Here is a 4,041-nt window from a genome sequence, read left to right as displayed (position 1 = left end):
AGTATTGTTATGAAGAACGTATCCATAGGAACAAAGACCTTAGTGCCAATCGTATTAATAACATTTATCGGCATCCTTGCGACGGTGATCGTCACGGTGAAGCTGTCAAAGCACCTCGTGATAAACGAGATTCGAGACGGCGCCATCAGAGGATACAAGGATACCGTGTTAAATGCCCTCACCACGATGATGCTGGCAGGTAACATCAAGGAAAGTAAAGGGCCGTTTATCGAGCAGATGAACAACATAGTCAAGATAAAACTGCTCAGAACCGACGCCCTTGACAAGGACTACGGCAAGGGAAATGCGGATGAGTATGCCGCAGACCCCGTTGAACGAGATGTGATATCTACCGGCTCGGAGAAGGTTGTGATAGAGGGCGAGAACATACGTGGCGTTTATCCCTACGTTGCAAGTAAGAGCTTCATGGGGAAGAACTGCCTGGGATGTCACAATGTCCGAGAGGGAGAGGTGTTGGGGGCTGTTAGCATTACTATTTCAATGGCAAGGACGCTGGGAAGCCTTAAGAGAATAGAGTACATCTTTATAGCCCTGGGAGCGCTTGGACTGGTAAGTGTAATATTTATATTCACGTTTACGTTTAAGTTTACCCACCAGCCTCTTGTTGATCTGGCAAGGGACCTGGAGTTGATCGCATCGGGAGATCTGAAGGTTCGTTTTAAATACGATACCCAGGACGAGGTAGGAAAGCTATCGCAAGGGCTTAACCATATGGTGACAAGCCTCAAGGACATTATAAGCGAGGTCAAGGATGCCGCCGATGCCATGTCAGATGCCAGCGGCAGCCTTAAAAGCAGCTCCGGCAAGATGTCAACCGACGTAGTCAACCAGGCAGAACGCACCACCCAGATAGCCACTTCCATAGAGGAGATGTCCCAGACGGTCTCAGACATAGCAAAGAACATATCAGATATAGCGTTGTCGGCAAGCAAAACCGTCGAAATAGCACGCAAAGGCTCAAAGGTGGTAGGACAAACTGTAGATGAAGTAAAGATGATAGATGAAACGGTCAGGGAATCGGCCTCTTTAGTGGGGTCCCTTGGCAACCGCTCAAACCAGATAGGTGACATCGTCAAGGTCATCAATGACATAGCGGATCAGACCAACCTCCTGGCCTTAAATGCGGCCATAGAGGCGGCCAGGGCAGGGGAACAGGGCAGAGGGTTTGCCGTTGTTGCAGACGAAGTAAGAAAGCTCGCCGAAAAAACCTCAAAGGCTACAACCGAAATAAGCGCCATGATAACCACAATGCAGGGGGAGACTATCAAGGTCATTACCTCCATGCAGGGTAGTCTCCAGAGGGTCAGTAACGGTGTCTCATACTCCATGCAAGCTGGTAAATCGCTGGAGGATATCTTATCCAGTGTTACCAGGCTCCAGGAGGTGTTGTCAAGCATTGCCTCTGCCACGGATGAGATGACTTCGGTTGCGGACAACGTCACAAGGGATATAGAAACAATAGCAACGAGTTCAAGGGATACCACCGTGTGTACGGATGTTGTGTCACAGGCATCCTCGCATCTGGTGACGCTCTCAAAGCGTCTGCGGGATATCGTCAGTCAGTTCAGTGTTGGCCGCAACCACACTTCAAAGCTGTTAGAGTAGGACTGCGCTATAAACTATGCGGCACTTCGATGGGGCATTGCAGGGGACCAGTCCCCCTTTTATATCGGGGGGTTGCTAACCCCCTTGGCCCCTTCTTGCACACGCTTGAGTTTTAAACTTTCAGGTTCTTTTCTCCCAGGAACTTTATCAGAGAAGCGGCCAGGCCATCAATTGACCCCAGGTTGCCACCTACGACCATGGTATCGGGCACTATCTTCTTGTCACCCTTCATCAGGGCGTCTATGACGTTGACCAGGGTGGTGCCGGATTGACCGACTGAGTTCTTGAGCTGTTGTGCGGCCTCTGCCCTTGCCATACCGACCGCCCTGATTTCGGCGCCTTTGGCCGTGCCGGTCTTTTCGATGTAGTAGGATTCGCCATCGCCCTCGGCAGTCTTTTTGTACTTGGCGGCATCGGCTTGGATGGTCACCTGCCTGGCGCGGTTGGTTTCGATATCCACGCCCACCTGTGCCTTGGCCAATTCGGCCTGCATATCGGCCGTGCCTTTAGCCTTTTCCGTGTCTACGCGCTGGGTTTGGGCTGCCTGCTGCTTTTTGTAGGTTTCGATCTCCTGGTTGGCTATTTCGCGCTGGGTCAGCACCACCACAAGGTCCTTGGGCAGTTCGACGTCCTGGATGTAGACCCCTCTGGTTTCGACGTTGTACTCGCGCAGCTTCTCCTCTATGTACTGAGTGGCCTGAACCTGTATCGTGTTCCTTTTCTCTATGAAGCTCACCGCAGAGAGGGCCTGCAGCGTGTCCCTAAAGTGATTGCCCACGGCCGCCTGCAACACCTCGTTGACGAGATTATTTTCGCTGCCAACCATGCTTATGACCTTGGGCGCCTGAGAGTCCGGGATGTGTATCTGCACCTGAAGGTCTATCTTGAAAATAAACCCCTCCTTGCTCTTGGCAATGATAGACTGGAGGTTTTCATCGAGTTTGTGTGCGACAGAGGTGGCCTCGGCCCAGTTGAGGTTCAATATAGACGTGGTAACGATTTCGGGCTTATAGCAGTACGGGTTGAGGGGATACTTGCCGGTGCGCATGGGTTCCCGCCAGATTCCTCTGTGCCCGGGACGCACAATGGAGCCAAACTTAAAGGCATCCCCTGAGATGTCCACCGACGGCAACCCCACATAGGATTTCACAACCGCCACCTGCCCCTGCTCAACCACAAGCATGGGCACCATTTCCGTGCTCACCAGGAAGGGGTTGAGGTTATAGGCGCCATACAGGAGCGGATCGTGTTGCAGACCTATTTTGCCACCGCTATCGAGGAATGCCTGAAAGTTCTGATAATTGTTGTGTATGTTGTTCTTGCTGGCCAGGATGGTTTCCATGAGTTCGGGGTCTGAGGTTTCGGCAGATTCAAGGTTCGTTATGTCGGAGAAACCGCCTATCCTGCCTGCGATATCGCCTGAGGGCAGGGGGTCACCCTCATACGTGGTCACGATGCCAATGGTGTCCGTGATCCTGTCGTCGTGCATCAGCGGCTCTATGCGCACGACGTTTAGTTGATCGGGTCTCAGTCCGAACTTGTCCGGGGTAAGGGGCATCATCCGCTGCATCTCAGGGGCAACGGGGACACCGTAGACGAGCTTTTTGGTTATCACCAGAAAGCCGGCAGGATGTATGGGGGCAAGCGTCCCCGGAGAGAGGACATGGCGTTGTACGCCCTTTTGACCGCCATTGTTTACAAAGTCGTCAAGGTTGCCAAAGTTGCCAAAGACATCCTTGTAGATGGCCGACTTGGCGCCCACGGGCAGGGGCTTGCCCACCTGCGCTATGACCACGCCTATCTCACCCGCCGGAACCTGCACCCACGGATGTCTGGTAACCCTGTAGAGAATCCAGAGCTTAAAACGCCACCCAGGCATCAAAAGCTCAGACTGATACCCGGCCTCCCCCGAAAACGCAACCGGATTGTCCTCAGACAAACTCTTCAGCGAAAATCGCTTCATCACCAATCCCACCTCCGTAGGACCAACAATGCTTATGGAGAGAATAATTATTACCACTGCTAACACAAAAACACTGATCACAAACACTTCAAACAACATAGATACCTCCCATAGAATGTCTCCAACATCGTCCATGCCTCAACGAGACAGTAACACGACGATGCCTTATTATAGCACAGTTACTATGGCACAGTTACCAAAATGCCAGAGACGCTGTTCCTAATTAATCCGGCCGCCCTCCAGGGCATACCGAGATATGTCTGCGGACTGGATATTGGTAATTCCACCCTGAATGTACCATGTATTAGCTGCCAATCTCTCCCCTCTGCAAAAGTAAGCGTCGGTTGCTCTCCGATAGTTCCCTGACTCCGTCAATCCAGGCTCCTTTACAGAAAAGGCGTGGATTTGTTGTCCAAATGAGCCTGCCGGTGGTCATATCCCAGACTTTAGAC

2 protein-coding genes are annotated in these 4,041 nt (G+C 52.0%); one reads left to right on the top strand and one right to left on the bottom strand.

The genetic code is table 11. The annotated features are described in order from the left end of the window. The coding region (locus tag HWQ67_RS13780; protein ID WP_218253267.1) for a methyl-accepting chemotaxis protein at window positions 1-1,626 on the top strand (1,626 nt) is incomplete at its 5' end. A gap of 112 nt (window positions 1,627-1,738) precedes the next feature. On the opposite strand, the gene HWQ67_RS13775 is transcribed toward HWQ67_RS13780, so the two are convergent. Beyond that, a complete protein-coding gene (locus tag HWQ67_RS13775) occupies window positions 1,739-3,688 on the bottom strand; it encodes an SPFH domain-containing protein (protein ID WP_218253266.1) in 1,950 nt (649 codons plus the stop codon). Between the last annotated feature and the right edge of the window lie 353 nt (window positions 3,689-4,041).

The sequence above is a fragment of the Candidatus Magnetobacterium casense genome, assembly GCF_019173545.1.
In the GTDB taxonomy this organism is placed as follows: domain Bacteria; phylum Nitrospirota; class Thermodesulfovibrionia; order Thermodesulfovibrionales; family Magnetobacteriaceae; genus Magnetobacterium; species Magnetobacterium cryptolimnobacter.
Note: the sequence above shows the minus strand (reverse complement) of the source record. Positions and strands in the feature narration are given on the sequence as shown.